Below are 15,943 nucleotides of genomic sequence, written 5' to 3'. Positions count from 1 at the left end.
CTTTCTGCGGGCTAATGGGCTTGAAGACCTCTTACGAAAAGCTACAAAAGGAGATGAAAAGTAAGAGGTAACGCATTTATTTTTTGATGAAGGATAAATAGCACACTCGGATAAATATAGGCAATCCGACTAATACCATTGGCCAAAATTGTATTCCTGACCAAACAATACCTGTAAAACACAAAACGCTAATAATCTGAAGGTATATTTTCCACTTCAAAGGATTTCTAGCAAACCAAATCACTAGCGGAAAATTAAAAGGGAACAGCATCAAAGATGCAGGATTCCATGCCATAACCTCGTGATTAGTAGCCGTTCCTAAAAAGAAAACAAACCAAGCTAAAACCCCTATAATGGAAAATAAAGCTATATCTGCTGCATAAGGAAACTTATTTTTAAACGTAAAAAATCCGACTAATGCCGTCAAAATACTTAAGATTACATAAGGGCCAGTAAAATCAAAACCTGCCTCTGGCGCAACTTCCGCATCATACAAACTAACAGGATTCGCTGATAATTTAGAGGCTAGATTCGTAGCAGATGCTAAATTATCAGGCAAATAACAGGATTGGGAGGCTGTTGCTTTGACATTAGAAGGAATACCTAAAGCTAAATTCATCCCCAGCGTTACCCATGAATTAGGAGCCAGGTATTTGTTCATCCAATCGCGGTACGATTTACCTTCGAGTGAAGGATTCTGCGTCCATGTGTATTTCCCCGGTGCATTCTTCTCAATCATATCCCGAATTCGAGTAGAACAATTATCATAGAAGAATTTATAGGCATACTCTTTGTTTTCAGGCAATAAATTAGTCTCTAAAGCTTGGAAGATGGCGTTTTTTTGGAGTGAATCGAGCTGGAGTTTTTGGGCAATCATCCCGCGTTTTTCGTATTGTGCATTATAATTAAACTCGTCCTGCATCGAATGCACAGAAATCGTGTAGGGTAAAGTTCCCATCAAGAACTTCAAATAGAAATTCTCCGTTTTGAAATCAAAAGTCCCATAACTATAAGCCCGATCAATCCCATTTGTAGGATCATTAATCCATAGAATAGTATGGCCAAAAGCGGCGTGCAACTCCTCTCCTGGTGCTAATGTCACTAAAACCACCTCAGCCTTTGAACTCAATTGAGCTTTAACAGCTATAGAAATCAATAAGAATAAAAGAATCTTTTTCATCTATTTTCCAGCAATTACAATCACAATTTCGCCCCGCACTTTATCCGGATGAGCCACGAAATACGCTAATACCTCTGTCGCTGTACCTCGCACCATTTGTTCGTGCAATTTACTTATTTCTCGTCCGACCATCACTAAGCGATCTGCCGAGATAAATTCAATTATTTGCTCCAAAGCCTTCACCAAACGATGGGGGGATTCATATAGAACAATGGTTCTTTCTTCTTCTGCCAACGCTTTCCAACGAGTTTGACGGCCTTTCTTATGAGGTAAGAAGCCTTCATACACAAAACGATCTGTGGGGAATCCCGAATTTACAAGTGCTGGAACGAAGGCCGTGGCCCCAGGTAGAGATTCCACCTCAATGCCATTATCTACGCAAGCCTTCACTAAAAGATAACCTGGATCAGATATTCCTGGAGTACCCGCATCTGAAATCAAGGCTAAACTTTTACCTTCCTTCAGCATCTTAATTACCCCAGGAACACCCATGTGTTCGTTGTGAGCATGATGTGAATACAAAGGTTTGGAGATATTCAGGTGCTTTAAGAGTTGACCAGAATTACGCGTATCCTCCGCTAAAATGCCATCTACTTCGCCTAATACCCGAATCGCGCGCAAGGTTATATCCTCTAAATTTCCTATCGGTGTAGGTACTAGGTATAATTTCATTCCTAAATTTAATTAAATGACCTGAAACAAAAAAAGCGAAACTTTCGTTTCGCTTTTCGCTCTGGTAGAGAGTGAGGGATTCGAACCCCCGGACCTGTAACAGTCAACAGTTTTCAAGACTGCCGCAATCGACCACTCTGCCAACTCTCTGTCTCCTTAAGAGATTGCAAAAGTAAGGCGTTTTTCCACGTTTTGCAATAGCTCTGTCTAAAATTTTAGATAAAATGTAAGATAAAATCTCTTTTCCCTTGAAAATCAAGGGTCTCCGGAATCCAATTGATGACGATCCCAGCGCGCTCCATTTTTCTAAAATAAGTCATTTGGCGCTTTGCGAATTGATGAATAGCTGATTCAAGGCCTCTTTCAAACTCATCTCGCGAAATCACCCCCTCCACATAATTCACCATCCATTTATACTCTAAGCCCATCCAACGTAATTCTTCAGGATGTACGCCTTCAAATAATAGCTGTTGCACTTCTTCTAACATCCCTTCCTGTAAGCGCTTGGTTAATCTTTGGGAAATTCTATCCCGCCTTAATTCGGTAGACGGATCTAGGCCAAAAACGGTATAGTTAAATTGAATATCCAACGGCTCAGACAGGAAATGAGGTACGTGAGAGAACTGGTAATTCGCTAATAAGGATTCGATATACAATCCTGTTCCGCCACAGAGGATAGGTTGTTTTCCTCGCGAGAAAACGTCATTAATCGCATCAAAAGCAGCTTTTTGAAAATGTGCGACGGAGAAAGCCTCTCCTATTTCATGACTATCAATTAAATGATACGGTATAAAACCATATTCTTTTAGGTCTTTTCCGGTGCCTATGTCGAGGCGACGGTAAATTTGGCGGGAGTCGGCTGATATAATCTCCCCATCTAAAGCGCACGCTATTTCTACAGCTAAAGCCGTTTTACCGCTCGCCGTGGGACCTAATAAAACGATAAGCTTTTGATTAGTAGACATAACGTAGTTTCAAATTTCCCTTATTCACGCGACTTTCCAACTGAATGGGTTCGGTCTCTCCTATCTTAGAAAACCCCACTGACAAAAAACCTTCCCCTGTATTCCATTCCTTGTCCACATAGGTCATTATATTGTGCATTTCAGGATACTGGTCTTTATATGCCTGCAAGAATTTTGTCAAACCACCTACAAGGCGAATGCTTGATAAAGTGGCAATTTCGGTAAGTTCGCCAGACAAACAACCTGCTAAACCTGACTCTTTCATGATGAAGGATTTTCCAAAAACAGCCACCGCCAGTAGTGGATGACCCTCGAACAAATACGAACTTTCGATTCCCCGAAAAACCCGATGCGGCGGAACGATACAGCCAAAATAACTAGAGCCCTTTAAAAAGCCCTTCACGTGTTCCTGATCTAAAAAATCGCGAGCAGTTGCAGCATCGATTGGAACAATACGGGTATCTCGCGCAAAAACGGAACTCAAAGGTGTCGTACGAGCGATAATTTGTTTCTCAATCGAAGCGCGCCGCGACAACCACTGATCTTCCCCAATACAAATATCCCCTTCTTCTGAATTCCCTGGCATCGCTTTAACGCGTACCTTTGTAGACTCGTGATGCCACAATTCTTCACCAATCGACTGAAAACCGATTGAAATAAGGAAATGGGCGAGGCTATTTGGGAACTCTTTTGGCATAAAACGTGTAAATATACAGTAGAATAAGGCGCAAAAGCGCTTTACATCACAAAACAAATAGAAAAAACTAAACAAATGGATTATAGATTTGAGGCGAGCCGGAAAGAAGTTTCCACCTTTACGAATCAAGAGATCAGAGATAATTTCTTACTAGAGAAGATCTTTCATGCGGATCAAATACAATTAACGTATACCATTTATGATCGAATGATCATCGGTGGTGCAATGCCTGTATTAAACACATTAAGCTTACCTAATCCAGAAAAATTAAAAGCTAATTTCTTTCTAGAAAGACGTGAATTAGGGATTATCAATGTGGGGGGCAAAGGCACGGTAAAAGCTGATGGCGAAGAATTTACTATCGATAAATTAGGGGCTGTTTATGTAGGTCGAGGCGTGAAAGAAGTGAGTTTCAGTTCCGATTCGAGCGATAATCCAGCCCAATTCTACCTTTTATCTGCTCCGGCACATGCTCATTTTCCTTGTGCCAAATTAGACAGAGAGCAAGTGCAAACCGTAGTTTTAGGGAGCCTTGAAACTTCGAATCACCGCACGATTTATAAATACATTCATAACGAGGGAATTCAATCTTGTCAATTAGTGATGGGCTTGACGATTTTAGAACCGGGTTCGGTATGGAATACGATGCCAGCACATGTGCATGATCGTCGGATGGAAGCTTATTTATACTTTGACGTGACACCCGGTCATGCTGTTTTGCATTTAATGGGCGAAACGACTGAAACGAAACATATTTGGGTGCATAATCACCAAGCCGTTATTTCGCCACCCTGGTCGATTCACAGTGGGTCGGGGACGAAGAACTATTCCTTTATTTGGGGAATGGCAGGTGAAAATAAAGATTATACGGATATGGATTTTGCTGAGATCTCTGAATTACGCTAACATGAAAAAATTCCTTGTTCTTTTTTTAGGGTTTATGAGCGCTGCGAGTGGTCAAAACTACTCCGAGCTGATGGCGAAGTCCATTATGCACACACACAAAGACTCTATTACTGTAAAAGTAGGAAAACCGGCGGGATGGGATTATGAGCAAGGGTTGGTATTGAAGGCTTTAGAACATGTCTACCAAAGAACCGGGGACGCCACCTACTTTCAGTATATCAAAAAGAACATCGATAGTTTCGTAGATGCCAATGGCCACATTCGCACCTTTCATTTCGATGAATTTAATTCTGATAACATCACCACAGGACGTATGCTCCTGTATTTATACCAAGAATTAGGCGATGAACGCTACAAAAAAGCCGCTGACCTTTTAAGAAAGCAGATTTCGGAGCAGCCAAGAGATTCGGATGGTGGATTTTGGCATAAGAAAAGATACCCGAACCAAATGTGGTTAGATGGCCTGTATATGCTGGAGCCATTCTACGCGGAATATGGACAAATCACCCATCAAGACAACTGGGCTGACATCGTAAAGCAGTTCCAATTAATGTACAAAGGCACTATAGATCCTAAAACAGGTCTTTTATTCCATGCCTATGATCAGGCAAAAGTGCAGCCTTGGGCTGATAAGAGCAATGGACATTCCCCTAATTTTTGGGGTCGTTCGATGGGCTGGTATATGATGGCTTTAGTAGATGTTTTGGATTATATGCCAAAGAATCATCCTTCTAGACCAATCTTGATTCAGCAATTAAATCAGTTATCTGCAGCCATTGCTAAGATTCAGGATTCCGCTTCCGGTGTTTGGTATCAATTACCCGGTTATCCTGGTAAAAAAGGCAACTATTTCGAGGCATCTGCCTCCAATATGTTCGTCTATACTTTTGCTAAGGGAGTCAGAAAAGGCTATTTACCTGTTAGTTTCAGAAAAAATGCTGAACGAGGCTATGCCGGAATCCTGAAAGAATTCATCACAAAAGACGCGGAAGGATACATTCATTTAGAGAAAACAGTCACCGTGGGTGGCTTAGGTGGTGTTCCTTACCGAGATGGTTCGTATGAATATTATTTGAGTGAGCCTTTACGCACAGATGATTTGAAGGGTGTGGGTCCGTTTATTTTGGCCTCTTTAGAAATGGAGATTGCCAAAGAATTATCCATCGGAGCTGGCAAGAAAGTCGTATTAGATTATTTCTTTAACCACGAAACAAAAAATGGGCTTCGCTTCCATTATACGTGGGAAGATCGCAAAGATTCAGGATTCAATCAATGGGGCATTCAATTCGAGCAATTAGGTGCTTCATTAGATACGTTGGGCGCTTCTCCTACGCGTCAGAATTTAAAAGGAGCCTCTGTTTACATCATCGTGGATCCAGATAGTTATAAAGAAACAGCCAAACCAAATTATATGACGGCTGAAGCGGCAGATGAGATTGAGGCCTGGGTAAAAGCGGGAGGACATTTGATTCTGTTAGCGAACGACACAACGAACTGCGAGATTCCAAAATTTAATCTGTTGGCCAAGCGTTTCGGCATCGAATTCGTCGCTCCTAACTTGAATTTCGTTCAAGGCCGCAACTGGGAACAGGGTGCGGTGATGATACCAGCTGGAAACGCCATTTTTGACCCGATTAAAAAAGTATATATTAAGGAGATTACGACGCTTAAGCTAAGTGGGAGCGCGAAATCACTAGTTAATCTGGAAGGTTATTCCGTGATGGCAACTGCTAACATAGGAAAAGGAAAAGTATTTGCGCTAGGCGATCCGTGGTTATACAATGAATACACGAATAACCGTAGAACACCCCTAGAATACGAAAACTTCTTAGCGGCTAAAAAACTGGCCATTTACATGCTAAAGTAGTTTGCGCGGAAAACGATAACCGGTCATTTTTTCCAAGGTCTCTAAAGGAACGGAATAGGTCTGCCAGTTTTTATTCAAATAACGTTCATTCGGGAAAAGTATGCACCAGATTTTCTCAGGTGTGTACACCACTTTCCAGCAATAAGCTGGAACAATGACGTTCGACCCTAAACGGTCTTTAGCCCCAATTCCTCCAGAATAGATTAGCAAATTCATCCCTTTCTTTATCGCTAGTTTACGGCAATAGGCTTCTAACATCTTGAATGGTCCCCGATTCAGCTCGCGAGTCTGCGGAATCATATTCGACATTAAGAATGTCTCCTCATTTAAGTATCCTGATGAAGTTCGATCCTCCGAATTGCAGAGATGCCCCCGATCATAACCAGAATGGGCATAATCCTTTTCATCTACGATCTTAAATCCTCTCGGGAAAGATTCGTCTTGTATAAAACGATTCGTTCTATCCACTGGCCCTACATCACTCGCTTTCAATGTCCATCCTACCCAATTCGCTCGACCCTCCACCCCATTATAGGACATCACATAGCCTTTCTTAACCGAAAGATAGTTCGTCGTAGAAGCAGACGAGGCGCCCGAAATATTGGGCACCCCGACCGATAATAATACACTGAAAATGAGGTTTAAGAGCATTATTTAGCTCTTTTTTCTAAGTCCTCTCGGCTAATATTCATGATACGACCCTTCATTTCCTTTCCGCGATACGAAACGATGCGCATCAATTCAGCGTCCTTGGGCACGGCTACTAATCCAGACACATGGGGATAGTGATTATCAGGATAGGAATTATCAAAACTATAATGGATAGATAATCCGGAGATTTCATTCTTCAATTCCACAAATAATTCGCCTTTCGCATTCTTCGTCACTTTCACGATCGCCTCATACATAGATGGAGCGTATTTCTTGTCTGCTACGTCAAAACGTGCCATATGATCTTCTACGCGGCCAATGAAATTATCCCAGTTCTTGTTTTCATTTGGCGACCACAGGGACTCGGAAATAGCTAGCGCCCGTGGCCACATCATGTATTGCAAATGGCGGTAATTGTATAATTGCTCCGACCACATATTCGCCTGACCCCCTTTTACTAATTTAGCATCCACCCCATCCGGAACCGGATTAAAGGCGTAAGAATCACGTAAGCGAACCATTCTGTAAACCGGTGGCTCTAAAGCACGATCCCCTTGCATTAAATCTACATAGACATTATCGTTCGGCGTCATCACCACTTCGTGGCCTAATTTAGCAGCTTCTACACCCCCTTTAATTCCGCGCCATGACATCACTGCTGTTCCTTTAGGCAATCCACCACCTTCTAAAATTTCATCCCAGCCTAACATACGTTTTCCTTTAGACGTAACAATCTTCTCTAAACGTTTTACAAAATACGCCTGTATCTCTTGTGAGTTCTTCAAGCCCTCACGCGCTCTCAAAGCTAAAATTTCTGGATTCTTATCCCAATAGTTCTTCGGACACTCATCGCCCCCCATGTGGATATAGTCATAAGGGAATAAACTAGCCACCTCTCCCATCACTTTGTCTAAGAACGTATACACATTCTCATTCGCTGGACATAAGGTATTGTCTTGCAAAGCCTCCGGATGACCATGCGACCAATCAATGAAAGGTTCACCAGAAATAACTTCATATTTATCAGCCCCTGGCGTACAAGAAAGCTCAGGATAAGAGGCTACAGCAGCCATCGAGTGACCAGGAACATCTATTTCAGGGACAATATTCACAAACCGATCTTGACCGTATTTTACCAATTCCTTGATATCTTCTTGCGTGTAAAAACCACCATAATTACGAGGCTCATTCGGTTCTGGCTTAGAGAAAGTGGTGAAACGACCCTCTTTCTTAACGTTATAAGCCCCTTTTTTTGTCAAATTAGGGTAGGATTTGATTTCTATTCTCCAGCCCTCATCGTCCGTTAAGTGGAAGTGAAGCAAGTTGTATTTGTATTCCACCATGTCATCGATGAATTTCTTCACGTCTTCTTTAGAAAAGAAGTGACGTGCCACATCGAACATTTGGCCACGCCAAGCAAAACGGGGTGTATCAGAAATCTGAGCGTATGGAATCGACCACTGAATCCCTTTAACGACTGTTTTGGATTCAATTTCTTTAGGTAATAATTGATATAAAGTTTGCAGACCGTAGAACAAACCGGCAGCTTTATTCGCCTGAATCAACACCCCTTTCGCGTTTACTTGAAGGCTATAACCCTCCGATCCTAATTTTGAATTCGACGCTAATTGTATTTGGATAGTCGCGGTTCCCGTTGATTTAACGGTAACTGGTCGACCCGTAGCATTTTTCAGTTTATTGACCAAAGTCGCATATCCCACTTTTAATTGAGCATCTGAAGGACCTGATATGGAAATAGACGCTGGTAAAACAAATTTACCTGCTGGATAAGTAGCCTCTGAGGGAATAGGAATGATAGAGGGCTTTTGTGCGGATGAAACGAAACTTAAGGTTAAACTCAAGCAAACGAGTGCGATGACATTCTTCATAATATAGGTTTTGGTATCGTGTTAAAGTTCCATCAAAATGCAGAATATTCCAAATGGTTTCGTATTTTTGAAATAAGAAGCATTATATACAAAATTCAAAACCATGAATGAAACTGCCACGCTTGCTGCTCAGCAAGTGGAACTCACACACGCTATTGACACTGTTTGGGTGGCCCTTTGCGCCGCTTTAATTTTTCAAATGGAAGGAGGCTTTGCCCTACTAGAAGCTGGATTCGTCCGTTCTAAGAATGCCATCAGTATTATTGCCAAAGTAATGATCGACATCATGTTCGGTGGTGTTGCCTTTTATTTAGTCGGATTCGGGATTGCCTATGGCAAATCCAATGGCTACTGGGCTTTCGACTCCGGCATTATGGAGGGCGATTTAGGTTTAGGTTTGACCATTTCTAATTCACTTTTTTGGTTTATTCAAATGGGCTTCGCCGTGGCGGCTATTTCCATCGTTTCAGGTGGAGTCGCAGAACGGATGAAAATGTGGTCATACGCCGTTTATGTAGCTATTTTTTGTGCCCTTATGTATCCATTAGCAGCAAACTGGGTTTGGAATCCAAACGGTTGGTTAGCTGTAAGAGGCTTTAATGACTTTGCAGGTTCGGCAGCCATTCACGCGATGGGCGGTTTTGCCGCCTTAGCCGGTGCAATCGTTTTAGGACCTCGTTTAGGCAAATACAATGAAGATGGAACAGCGAATGCCATTCCAGGACATAATTTAACCTTATCAGCGGTGGGTGCTTTCATCTTATGGTTCGGTTGGTTCGGATTTAATCCAGGCTCTACCTTAGGAGCTGTGGGTAAATGGGATCTCATCGGGTCTGTTGCGACTAACACCTTCCTTGCTTCGGCAGCGGGTGGTATTGCCACGATTTTATATACTTTTATTCGTTACAAAAAGGTAGATATCACGATGGTTATTAACGGGGTTTTAGCCGGTTTAGTGGCGATTACAGCAGGTTGTAATGTCGTTTCAGCGGATTCCGCCTTGATTATTGGTTTCATCGCAGGTACCATCGTAGATATCGCGGTGGTGGTGGTAGATAAAATGAAAGTAGATGATCCGGTGGGTGCTGTGGCGGTACACGGGGTGAATGGTTTCTTTGGTACGATTGCCGTAGGTTTATTCTCCCAAAAGAATGGTTTATTCATCACCGGCGAAAGCGCGCAATTAATTACGCAATTAATCGGGGTATCAGTTATTAGTGTATTCTCATTTGCAACAACATACACCATCTTTATGGCTTTGAAAAAGACGATGGGCATTCGCTTAAGTCACAAAGCAGAATCTGCAGGTATTGATGCCGTGGAATTTGGAGTAGAAGCGTACACAACTTTTGAATAATAGCTAAATAAACACGATATGAAAAAGGTAGAAGCCATTGTAAAACCATCGAAATTAAAAGCTATTCAACAAGGCTTGATCGATGCCGATATCCCCTGTATGACCGTAGTTCCCGTTCGCGGCGCTGGTTTACAACAAGGATATTCAGAAATATACCGAGGTACAGAGAAGTCGATGATTTTATTGCCAAAGGTCATGATCATCTGCGTCGTAAGCGATGAAAACCTCGAAAAATGCTTAGATGTCATCCTAGATAATGCCTCTGAAGGCAATGTGGGAGATGGCAAAATCTTCGTGTACGATGTTCAGGATGCGATCAGGATTCGGACGAGAACGAGGGGGATTGAGGCTATACGTTGATGAATCGCTTCGCGATTCATCAACAGTATCCAGTATACAGTGGTCAGTAGCTAGTAAGTATCTAGTATACAGTAGTCAGTAACCAGGGAATATTTTTAATAGTCCGGAATCATACGATTTATAGCTTGATTTCGGGCTTTTTTACTGTCTACTGATTACTGTCTACTGATTACTGGATACTGATTACTGTCTACTGGATACTGATTACTGTCTACTGACCACTGTCTACTGATTACTGTATACTGATTACTGACTACTGATTACTGACTACTGATTACAGACTATTAACCACCCGAAAACGTGTAAATAGTTCTTCCGAATACCACCCAATCGTCCTCGTCTTCTTTATCATTGGCGCATGTTCCTTACTTTTATAAGCGAAGGAATCTAGGTTTTCAGACGAGTCCCAAAGACTCAGTGTGGCCTGTTCGATGAGGGGGAATTCGCCCACGCCTTTGGCAAATAATAAACCCGCGCGATTTTCTAGGTATTTACTGGCGTGAGAGACGTAGAACCAAAAAATGGGGGATTTATACCACACAATACTGGCGCGCGTCATCACTAAAAGGGGGCCATTTCCGGGATCCTCGACGATGGAAAAAGGGTTCGATCCGTTCCAAGTTCCGTGGCCTTTGATGGCGACTGCGTCATAGCCTTTCGTAGCAGACGAATGGGAACAAAGTGTTTTCCAACGTTTGTTTGTAGTGAAAAAATGATCTGAGGCTGCTTGATTTTCGAATACGCCTAGAAAGGCATAAGAGGAAAAGTCAGGCCAAATGGAAAAGCCATTGCCGGCTCCTACGCCTAAATGTTTGGCGAAAGAAAGGCCGTCTGACTGCCATTTTTGGACGAATGAGCGACCCATTTCTGCGAAGGCAAAGCGCTTATTTGCGAAGCCTTCGAAGGATAAAAATCGAATAGAAATAATTTGATCACTCATATTCTCAAATTTAGTTGTTTATTTGAACAATTAAAGTGCTAATAGGGTTTAAAAGAAATGAATAAAAAGGGTTTTTATTTTAAAGAGTTTGAGGAGAAGAGCGTCTCCCCTTTTGATAAGCTTTTCGGGATTTTCAAGGAATTAATCACACATACGTCGGGAGATTTTGATGAGGCAATCGAGTGGTTGCGCGAATTAGACAAGGAATACGAGCTGACGGATGAGAAATATACGATTGAGGATTTCATTGAGGATTTGAAGGCCAAAGGTTATATCCGGGAGGAAATCGATGAGAATGGCGGTTCTGGAATGGGGATTACGGCCAAAACAGAGCGAGCCATTCGCCAGACAGCTTTGGAGAACATCTTCGGAAACTTAAATAAAAGTGGATCTGGCAATCACAAGACCAAGGCATCTGGTCAAGGGGATGAAATGACGGGGGAATTTAGATCCTATCATTTTGGAGATAGCTTAGAGAAAATCTCCCTCACGGAGAGTCTAAAAAATGCTCAAATCAATCACGGTATAGGCGAATTCGAATTAACAGAAGAGGATTTAGTGGTAGAAGATTCGCAGTTCAAATCTCAGATGAGTACGGTTTTGATGATCGACATCAGCCACTCCATGATTTTGTATGGCGAAGATCGGATTACACCCGCGAAGAAGGTGGCGATGGCTTTGGCAGAACTCATAACGACCCGCTATCCTAAAGATACGATCGATATTTTAGTTTTCGGAAACGATGCCTGGAGTATTTCCATTAAGGATATCCCCTATTTAAAAGTGGGGCCATACCACACGAATACGGTGGCTGGACTGCAATTAGCGATGGATATTCTGCGCCGAAAAAGGAATACCAACAAACAGATTTTTATGATTACCGACGGAAAGCCGAGCTGTGTTCGGGAAAAAGACGGGACGTATTATATGAATAGCAACGGACTTGACCCCTATGTGACGGAGAAATGTTACACACAGGCGGCGCAGGCACGTAAATTACATATTCCGATTACCACGTTTATGATTGCTAGGGATTCCTACCTGCAGCAATTTGTGGACAAATTTACCGAAGCGAACCAAGGAAAGGCCTTTTACACGGGCTTGAAGGGCTTAGGGGAAATGATTTTCCAAGATTACGATACGAATAGAAAGAAAAGACTCAAATAAGATGATCAACAATTTAGGCGAATTAAAGGCCTCAGGCTACATAAGCAAATCGATTAAAGACGAATTAAGGGACAACTTGATTAAACACATGGAGGCGGGAACGACCGTTTTCGAAGGGGTACATGGTTTTGAAAACTCCGTTATTCCAGAATTAGAGCGTGCGATTTTGTCTCGCCACAATATCAATTTATTGGGTTTACGCGGTCAGGCGAAAACACGTTTGGCTCGTTTAATGATCAATCTTTTAGATGAATACATTCCCTACGTGGCAGGTTCAGAGATTAATGATGATCCGTTAGCACCTATTTCCAGATTCGCCATTGATTTAATTGCAGCACAAGGGGATGCGACACCCATCGCGTGGTTACACCGTTCTGACAGATTTGCTGAGAAATTAGCTACTCCAGATGTTACAGTGGCTGATTTAATCGGGGATGTGGATCCGATTAAAGCGGCGAATTTGAAATTATCGTATGCGGATGACCGCGTGATTCACTTTGGGATGATCCCTAGAGCGAATCGCTGCATCTTTGTCATTAACGAGATTCCTGATTTACAAGCGCGTATTCAGGTGGCCTTATTTAATATTTTGCAAGAGGGTGATATCCAAATCCGTGGTTTCAAATTGCGTTTACCGCTTGATCTTCAATTCATCTTCACGGCGAATCCGGAAGATTATACGAACAGAGGAAGCATTGTGACGCCATTGAAGGACCGTATCGGTTCTCAAATTTTAACCCATTATCCAGAAACCATCGCGATTGCGCGCAAAATTTCGTCACAGGAGGCGCGCGTCAATGCGGCTCAATCGGATCGAGTTTATGTCCCGAATTTAGCCTACGATTTGTTAGAACAAATCATTTTTGAGGCGAGAGAAAGTGAGTATGTCGATACCAAAAGTGGTGTCAGCGCTCGTATGAGTATTTCGATGCTCGAGAGTTTAGTCAGCACGGCGGAAAGACGTGCCTTACTAAATCGCGAGAAATCTACGACTGTACGTTTGGCAGACTTCATGGGAACCATCCCAGCGATCACAGGAAAAGTGGAATTAGTGTATGAAGGAGAGCAAGAAGGCGCGGCTTCCGTGGCTGAGCAATTGATCGGCTCCGCTATCAAAACCTTCTTCCCAGGTCTATTCCCTAAAATCGAAAAGCTTTCCAAGAAGATCGAAGAAAGTCCTTATGCGTCGTTAATGGAAGCTGTTTATTCGGAAGGTGGCATTGTATTGTATGACGAATGTAATGCAGCTGATTATGCTTCGACGTTAAATGAAATTAAGCCATTGAATGAATTGATCAAGAAATACCAGCCAGATTATAAAAAAGAGGATATCCTTTTCTTAAAGGAATTTGTACTCTGGGCGCTGGCGGAGTATCAGAAGTTGGGGAAGGAGAGACTAACTAATGGTTTTCAGTTCCGTGATTTGTTTTAAACTTTTGTAAAGCATAAAGCATAAAGCACAAAGAATAAAGGTGGTATCGCCTTCGGCGATACACTTATGAAATATTCAAAACATACCATAAAAAAAGAGAACGATTTTCGTTCTCTTTTTTTATTCCTACTTTATTCTTTGTGCTTTATGCTCTATGCTTTAGAAAATAGCCTTCGGCTATTTTCCGATACAAAACTTCCCAAAGATATTCTTCAACAAATCGTCATTCGATATCTGCCCCGTTATCTCACCTAAATGATGAAGGGCATAGCGAAGGTCTTGTGCAATGAGATCACCTGTAAGGCCTGTTTTTAACGCGTTTAGAACTCCTTCTAGTGTTTCTTGTGTTTGTAATAATTGCTGGTAGTGACGAAGATTCGTTACTAAGGTTCCATTTGTGCTCACTTGATCTAAACCGACTACGTTTAACAAGGCGGCTTCGAGATCGTTCAGTCCGTCGCGGTTTTTAGCAGAAATAGGAATTAGATCCGGGATAGCCGATTTAAATGTAGATAGATCGGAGATTTGATCAACTTTGTTCAACAACTTAATCACGGGAATCTCTAGTGAACCGAGGGCTTCTACGCCGGCCGCGAGTCCCTCCGGCGTTTCAGACGTCGCATCGGCCATATAAATGACCACCTGCGCTTTCTTCACCCAAGCTTGCGTTCGCTCCACTCCTAGCGCCTCGATGATATCCGTGGTTTCACGTAAGCCGGCCGTATCCACCAAGCGGAATTTGATTCCACCTAAGGTCCATTCGTCCTCAAGGGAATCGCGGGTTGTTCCAGCTATATCAGAGACAATGGCACGATCCTCGTTCAATAAGGCATTTAATAAGGTCGATTTGCCTGCATTTGGTTTCCCCACAATCACAGTAGCCACACCGTTCTTCACCGCATTTCCAGCTCTAAAGCTAGATACGAGTGGGCGGATATTTGTTAGTAATTGATTGACTAGTGCTTCTAAATCCTTGCGATCCGCGAATTCTACGTCCTCCTCACCAAAGTCTAACTCCAGCTCAATGAGAGAAGCAAAATGGATTAATTCCTCGCGTAAAGCAGCTAATTCTTTCGAAAAACCACCTCTTAATTGATGCAATGCCGCATGTTGAGCGGCGGCGGAGTCGGCGGCGATGACGTCAGCTACCGCTTCGGCCTGGGCTAGGTCGAAGGCTCCGTTTAGGAAAGCGCGCTGGGTAAATTCGCCGGCGCGAGCGAAGCGAGCCCCCTGTTCTACAAACAATTGCAAGATACTCTCTTGGATGAAAGGGGAACCGTGACACGATATTTCGACCACGTTTTCCTTCGTGTAGGAACGTGGCGCGATGTATAAACTAGCGACCACTTCGTCATAGACACGACCAGCAGACTCGATACGACCATAATGAATCGTATGAGAAGCTTGGGTGGAGAGATCTTTGGGCTTGAAAACGGCGTTCACGATTTCGATCGCTCGATCTCCTGATAGACGAATTACGCCGATTGCTCCTACCCCTGCGGGCGTCGCTAAAGCTACAATCGTGTCGCTAAAATTCATGTATTACAGTAAATTTGTCAATTTCATCGCGACAGACATATCGCCAGAGATTTTCACTTTTCCCGTCATTACGGCCATCATAGAATTTAATTCGCCGTTTAAGATCGAAGTAAATGTTTCCTCTGTAGTGGAGATGGTGCAATCTGAATCTAAGTTTTCATTCGAAACAGAACCGTCCGCTCCTACGACAATGATGCCGCTTGGAAAGGCAAATTTAAAAGATACGCCTTGTCCTCCTTTTTGGGCAGCTAAAGCAATAATACGATCGTTGATTTCTTGAAATGTCATGTTATATTAATTAAAGCATAAAATTAAGTCATT

The 15,943-nt window shown here is 42.6% G+C and carries 15 protein-coding genes and 1 tRNA gene; 6 read left to right on the top strand and 10 right to left on the bottom strand.

Annotation, left to right across the window (positions count from 1 at the left end; all coding sequences use genetic code 11):
* Nucleotides 1-76 precede the first annotated feature (76 nt).
* The 5 genes from ACST13_RS02615 to ACST13_RS02595 all read right to left on the bottom strand — a co-directional run bounded on the left by ACST13_RS02615 (nt 77) and on the right by ACST13_RS02595 (nt 3,514).
* Nucleotides 77-1,180 carry an Lnb N-terminal periplasmic domain-containing protein gene (locus tag ACST13_RS02615; protein ID WP_459521668.1) on the bottom strand — a complete coding sequence of 368 codons (1,104 nt, stop codon included), beginning with the start codon at nt 1,178-1,180 and terminating at the stop codon, nt 77-79.
* Nucleotides 1,181-1,852: a 16S rRNA (cytidine(1402)-2'-O)-methyltransferase gene (gene rsmI, locus ACST13_RS02610; RefSeq protein WP_459521667.1), complete on the bottom strand. Its 672-nt coding sequence runs from the start codon at nt 1,850-1,852 to the stop codon at nt 1,181-1,183.
* Between the two features lie 62 nt (nt 1,853-1,914).
* A tRNA-Ser gene (locus tag ACST13_RS02605) sits at nt 1,915-2,002 on the bottom strand.
* Between the two features lie 65 nt (nt 2,003-2,067).
* On the bottom strand, nt 2,068-2,817 hold the full coding sequence (locus ACST13_RS02600; RefSeq protein WP_459521666.1) for a tRNA (adenosine(37)-N6)-dimethylallyltransferase: 750 nt from the start codon (nt 2,815-2,817) through the stop codon (nt 2,068-2,070).
* Entirely contained in the window at nt 2,807-3,514 is a 708-nt protein-coding gene (locus tag ACST13_RS02595; protein WP_459521665.1) for a hypothetical protein, read from the bottom strand. Before ACST13_RS02595 ends, ACST13_RS02600 begins: the two co-directional genes overlap by 11 nt.
* A 75-nt stretch (nt 3,515-3,589) precedes the next feature.
* Here ACST13_RS02595 and kduI point away from each other — a divergent pair, with 75 nt between their 5' ends.
* A complete protein-coding gene (gene kduI / locus ACST13_RS02590; protein ID WP_459521664.1) occupies nt 3,590-4,420 on the top strand; it encodes a 5-dehydro-4-deoxy-D-glucuronate isomerase in 831 nt (276 codons plus the stop codon).
* 1 nt (nt 4,421) lies between these two features.
* Nucleotides 4,422-6,287: a glycoside hydrolase family 88 protein gene (locus ACST13_RS02585; protein WP_459521663.1), complete on the top strand. Its 1,866-nt coding sequence runs from the start codon at nt 4,422-4,424 to the stop codon at nt 6,285-6,287.
* Here the strand turns inward: ACST13_RS02585 and ACST13_RS02580 are convergent.
* Both ACST13_RS02580 and ACST13_RS02575 read right to left on the bottom strand, forming a co-directional pair.
* Entirely contained in the window at nt 6,279-6,938 is a 660-nt protein-coding gene (locus ACST13_RS02580) for a DNA/RNA non-specific endonuclease (protein WP_459521662.1), read from the bottom strand. The two genes, ACST13_RS02585 and ACST13_RS02580, sit on opposite strands and share 9 nt — an antisense overlap.
* The gene (locus ACST13_RS02575; protein WP_459521661.1) at nt 6,938-8,827 is read right to left on the bottom strand and encodes a beta-N-acetylhexosaminidase; all 1,890 of its coding nucleotides are present in this window, start codon (nt 8,825-8,827) and stop codon (nt 6,938-6,940) included. Before ACST13_RS02575 ends, ACST13_RS02580 begins: the two co-directional genes overlap by 1 nt.
* A gap of 103 nt (nt 8,828-8,930) precedes the next feature.
* On the opposite strand from ACST13_RS02575, the gene ACST13_RS02570 reads away from it, so the two are divergent.
* Nucleotides 8,931-10,184: an ammonium transporter gene (locus tag ACST13_RS02570; RefSeq protein ID WP_459521660.1), complete on the top strand. Its 1,254-nt coding sequence runs from the start codon at nt 8,931-8,933 to the stop codon at nt 10,182-10,184.
* A gap of 18 nt (nt 10,185-10,202) precedes the next feature.
* Nucleotides 10,203-10,544: a P-II family nitrogen regulator gene (locus ACST13_RS02565; protein WP_459521659.1), complete on the top strand. Its 342-nt coding sequence runs from the start codon at nt 10,203-10,205 to the stop codon at nt 10,542-10,544.
* Nucleotides 10,545-10,818: 274 nt separating this feature from the next.
* On the opposite strand, the gene ACST13_RS02560 is transcribed toward ACST13_RS02565, so the two are convergent.
* Nucleotides 10,819-11,484: a spheroidene monooxygenase gene (locus tag ACST13_RS02560; protein ID WP_459521658.1), complete on the bottom strand. Its 666-nt coding sequence runs from the start codon at nt 11,482-11,484 to the stop codon at nt 10,819-10,821.
* Nucleotides 11,485-11,541: 57 nt separating this feature from the next.
* On the opposite strand from ACST13_RS02560, the gene ACST13_RS02555 reads away from it, so the two are divergent.
* A complete protein-coding gene (locus ACST13_RS02555) occupies nt 11,542-12,651 on the top strand; it encodes a vWA domain-containing protein (RefSeq protein WP_459521657.1) in 1,110 nt (369 codons plus the stop codon).
* 1 nt (nt 12,652) lies between these two features.
* The gene (locus ACST13_RS02550) at nt 12,653-14,083 is read left to right on the top strand and encodes an AAA family ATPase (protein WP_459521656.1); all 1,431 of its coding nucleotides are present in this window, start codon (nt 12,653-12,655) and stop codon (nt 14,081-14,083) included.
* Between the two features lie 177 nt (nt 14,084-14,260).
* Here the strand turns inward: ACST13_RS02550 and mnmE are convergent, their stop codons facing one another.
* Together mnmE and ACST13_RS02540 are read right to left on the bottom strand one after the other, a co-directional pair.
* Nucleotides 14,261-15,622 carry a tRNA uridine-5-carboxymethylaminomethyl(34) synthesis GTPase MnmE gene (gene mnmE, locus ACST13_RS02545; protein ID WP_459521655.1) on the bottom strand — a complete coding sequence of 454 codons (1,362 nt, stop codon included), beginning with the start codon at nt 15,620-15,622 and terminating at the stop codon, nt 14,261-14,263.
* 3 nt (nt 15,623-15,625) lie between these two features.
* Nucleotides 15,626-15,910 carry an SCP2 sterol-binding domain-containing protein gene (locus ACST13_RS02540; protein WP_459459546.1) on the bottom strand — a complete coding sequence of 95 codons (285 nt, stop codon included), beginning with the start codon at nt 15,908-15,910 and terminating at the stop codon, nt 15,626-15,628.
* Between the last annotated feature and the right edge of the window lie 33 nt (nt 15,911-15,943).

It is taken from the genome of Aquirufa sp. A-Brett2-W8 (genome assembly GCF_054558755.1).
This window is presented reverse-complemented; position numbering and strand designations above follow the sequence as displayed.